Raw genomic sequence first — 3,767 nt, forward strand, 5'->3', positions numbered from 1 at the left:
CTTTCACGGCGAAAACACGGGTTCGATTCCCGTAGGGCGCGCCAACGTTTTCAAGCACTTAACTCTGATTTTGATTGACGCCGCGGATTTCATTGCCGCTTGGTGGCGCCATTGAGTAACTCTCGCATCGGTTCTCTCCTGTTCCCGTTGAGCGAGATTGATCGCCCGAAAACGTAGGCAGCACTCGGCTCCTAATGAGCACGCGCCGCCGTTAATCGCCTGCGCGCCATGCACGTGATGAAGTCGTTCGGGCTGTCGGCGAGCAGGGTGTATTCGGCCCGTTCGACCGTCGAAAGACTAGCGGCCCATTGCAGGTCGCGAAGACGGGCGCCGAGCCGCTGGATCGCCTGGCGATGGGCGGGGGACGCGAAGGCCTGACGCATCACGGTCAGGCCAGGTTCGCCGAAGAAGCGGTCGATTGTCTCGTAGTTCGTCTTGCGAGCGACGACGTATTTTTTGAGGAGCCCGTCGTCGGCGCCCGGTGCGCCCGCGACACCGGCCAGCGTCTCACTGTGCTCCAGCCAGCGCTTGATATCGAAGCCGCCGTCATGCTGCGGCGGGTCGTCGACGCGATGCCATCCACGATCACCCGGCGTGTAGCCGCGCGTGCGAAAGCAGCGCTGAGCCTGTATGTCGGCCGCTTCCGCGGCAGGCGGCGGTCGGGTGCTGAAATGCCCATCCGGATGCATGAACATACCTTCGGGCGCCTGCGTCATGGACGACAGCATCTTGCCTGCCGGACCGGCCACCTGGGCCTGCGCAACGGTGAAGTCGTGCATCGCCGTGCCTGTGCACCAGTTCGGTTTGCTGAAGCCCGTGCTGAGCGAACCGATCGCCGCGACGTTGCAGGCCATGCCGCGGCCCGCCACTGCGAAGAGGGCGCCGGCCGGGCGCGGATCGAGGACGGCGGCCAGAGCCGCCGGCTGGCCAAGTTCGTGTCGGTGCTGGACGAGGAACAGCCCCACGGCCAGGACGGCACCGATCGTCATGGCCGGGGTCAGGCCGAGCCAGTTCCGATCCTCGTCCGTGCCGACCGGGTCGAGGTCACGGCGGCCGTGGATCGCGGGTAAGGGCGGCGTCCCGAACACGCTGGCTCTGATGCGGGAGCCGAAGACGGTGTGTCCCGCGGCAGGCCGGGTGTCGCGTCGCGGTGGCGCGATCAGGCCCATCGACCCGGTGACGGCAAGGATGGCCGCGATGCGCCGGGCGATCGTGGGATGCGTCGCAAGCGCGCCCTCGCAGGCCCCGTCGATCATCATGGCGTCCTGGCCCGGCGGCAGTTCGGGGAGATGGCTCCTGCCGTCGATGCGCCGGAGCGCCGAGACGAGGGCTGCCGGGTTCTGCGTCGCCTCCACCGCCGCCGCGTCGGCCATGAACTCGCGGGACGATGTGATGAGCATCCGGATCAGGCGACTGCCCTTCAACGCCGATTGTGCGCAGACGCTGATCGTGAGCACGAACAGAAACAGGGGCGGCATGACGACCATGATGACCGGAAAGGCCACCATCTCGCGCAAGATGTTCCCCGTCCGGAATCTGGGCTGCACCAACCAGCCGATCAGTCGCAAGCAGGTATTGGCAGCGGCTAGAACGCGGATGTCGCCGTTGGCGATGTGCGCCAATTCATGGGCCAGCACCGACGCGAGTTCGTCGTCGTCGAGGCCGTCGATCAGCCCGCGCGTCACCACGACGACCGCGTTCTTGGCGCTCAACCCGCAGGCGAAGGCGTTGAGTGCCGTCGATTCGACGATTCCGACGTAAGGGGCGGGCAGCCCCATGCCGATGGCCAGGGGCTCGACGATGCGGCACAGCCGGGGTTCGTCGGCATTGTCGACGAAGGTGAACGCCAGTTGGCGCTGCACCGACTTGACGTGCCACAGCATCAGTAGCGCGAACAGGGCGACTGCCGCCACGGTCACGAGCAGCAGGTAGCGAGCTGCGTATCCGCCCCAGGCAAAGACCGGGGCATGCTCGGGATCGAACGCGATGAGCGGCACGTAGAGGGTCAGCACGGCGGCCACATGGAAGGCGGCCAGGAAGCCCGCGAAGAGCGCGAGCGAGCGCCGGTCGTTGACCCGTACCCAGCCGTAAAGGCCGTTGACCCGCAGGAACATCGCAGCCGCCCAGTCAAAACTTGATGGTGACAGGTTCGTCGATGAGCACGCGCTCGATGCCGAGATCGAACGGCATCCGCGGCCTGAGTTTGCGATAACGGGCCACGAGGCTGCCCGGAAACTGCCGGAGCGTCGCCCCATACTCGCCTACTGCGAGGTTGTAGAACCGGCGCGAAGCCGTGATGCGGTTCTCGGCATCGACCAGTTCGTCGCGCAACGCCGTAAAATGGCCCGAGGCGCGCAGTTCCGGATACCGTTCGGCCATTCCGATCAGCGTGTTGATGTTCTGCGTGAGGTCCTTCTCCGCCTTCAGCCTTGCGTCCGGCGCGACCGCGGTCAGGGCCGCGGCGCGGGCGTTGGTGATGCCGAGCAGGATATCGTGCTCGTGAGTGGCAAACCCTCTCACCGTCTCGACGAGGCTCGGGATCAGGTTCTGGCGGTGCTTGAGGTGAACGTCGATATCCGCAAAGGCCGTCTCGCAGCGGTGGTCGAGGGCGACGAGGCGATTATAGGTCATGACGGCCATGACGAGCGGCACGGCGCCGATCACGGCGGAGATCCCAATCAATTCGACGATCATCACCAGCAACCTCCTTGCCGTTTGTTGTCGACGGTAAGTAGCGAATGCACGTTTAGATATTGTTGAGTGCAAGGACAAAAACCTGGACCGCTTAACTGGGTCTTAACGCGAGTAGCCCTGATTTGTGTGCAGAGAAACGGGGAACGGCACCATGGCTGAGTCGATTTTTGCTCGCATATCGCGCATTTTATCTGCAGGGATCGAGGATTCCGTTGATCATCTTGAGAAAGCAGGCGGCGAGTCGGTGATGCGAGAAGCCATCCGCGAAGCGGATCGGGCCATCGATCAGGTCAAGGCGGAGCGCGACGTCGTGATGTCACGTCGCCTCCAGGCGGCGCGCCATCAGATCTTGCTGGCCAAGCGCGTCGACGCCCTGAACGAAAAGGCCAGGTTCGCCATTGACCAGGGACGCGACGACCTCGCGGAAGCCGCTTTGTCGCGCCAGATCGACTTCGAGGCCGAGGCCGAAAAGCTGAGCGAAGCGGCGGCGCAGGCCCGCGAGGAGGAGGCCCGCCTCGAAGAGGGTCTGGCGGCGCTCGAGGAGCGCAAGACCCACATGGAGGACGCGCTCAAGGCTTATCTGATCTCGCAGCGGGAGGCGGCGCTGGGAGGCGACGGTCCGGTGCGCCCCGACAGGGTAGCCGAGAAGAAGGTCGATGCCGCCGAGCAGGCGTTCGATCGCGCGATGACGGGGTTGGGAGGGCTCGGCATGGGGCGGGTCGACACCGAGACCGTCCACCGCGTCGCCGAGATCGACGCCCTGCAGAGAAATGCCGCGATCGCCCAGCGCCTCGCAGCACTCAAGGCCCATGGGGCCGCCTGATGATCCGCAAACCGACGGGCAACGTCGGGCGTGAAAGCTCCGTCGTCACGGACCTGCGCCGGGCCGCGACGACCACCGTCGCCGTGTCGCGGGTCGGCAGCTACTACCTTCGAGGCGCGGTTTGTTGGGGCTTTGCGGCATTGTGGGGTTTCGCGGCCCTGGCGGGTGGTCTCTCGGGCAGCCTTCCCACCTTCTTCGGCGTCGGCGCCATGGCGGTTTTCATGGCGTGGAACGGATCGCGGCTGTTCGC

Annotated in this window: 4 protein-coding genes; 2 read left to right on the plus strand and 2 right to left on the minus strand. The window is 65.4% G+C overall.

Going from position 1 to position 3,767, the window contains the following annotated elements; genetic code table 11:
- Window positions 1-191 precede the first annotated feature (191 nt).
- Together ACFE7U_RS17355 and ACFE7U_RS17360 are read right to left on the minus strand one after the other, a co-directional pair.
- A complete protein-coding gene (locus ACFE7U_RS17355) occupies window positions 192-2,114 on the minus strand; it encodes a M48 family metalloprotease (RefSeq protein WP_375410957.1) in 1,923 nt (640 codons plus the stop codon).
- Between the two features lie 13 nt (window positions 2,115-2,127).
- Window positions 2,128-2,694, minus strand: a complete 567-nt coding sequence (locus tag ACFE7U_RS17360; RefSeq protein WP_375410958.1) for a LemA family protein — start codon at window positions 2,692-2,694, stop codon at window positions 2,128-2,130.
- A 151-nt stretch (window positions 2,695-2,845) separates the two neighbouring features.
- Here ACFE7U_RS17360 and ACFE7U_RS17365 point away from each other — a divergent pair, with 151 nt between their 5' ends.
- The gene (locus ACFE7U_RS17365; RefSeq protein ID WP_375410959.1) at window positions 2,846-3,517 is read left to right on the plus strand and encodes a PspA/IM30 family protein; all 672 of its coding nucleotides are present in this window, start codon (window positions 2,846-2,848) and stop codon (window positions 3,515-3,517) included.
- A partial coding sequence (locus tag ACFE7U_RS17370; RefSeq protein WP_375410960.1) for a hypothetical protein occupies window positions 3,517-3,767 on the plus strand: 251 nt, incomplete at its 3' end. The genes ACFE7U_RS17365 and ACFE7U_RS17370, both read left to right, overlap by 1 nt.

This window comes from uncultured Methylobacterium sp., assembly GCF_964251405.1.
GTDB lineage: Bacteria > Pseudomonadota > Alphaproteobacteria > Rhizobiales > Beijerinckiaceae > Methylobacterium.

Coding starts and splice junctions, on each gene's coding strand:
- ACFE7U_RS17365 (WP_375410959.1), top strand. CDS start 2,846: ATGGCTGAGTCGATTTTTGCTCGCATATCGCGCATTTTATCTGCAGGG.
- ACFE7U_RS17360 (WP_375410958.1), bottom strand. CDS start 2,694: ATGATCGTCGAATTGATTGGGATCTCCGCCGTGATCGGCGCCGTGCCG.
- ACFE7U_RS17355 (WP_375410957.1), bottom strand. CDS start 2,114: ATGTTCCTGCGGGTCAACGGCCTTTACGGCTGGGTACGGGTCAACGAC.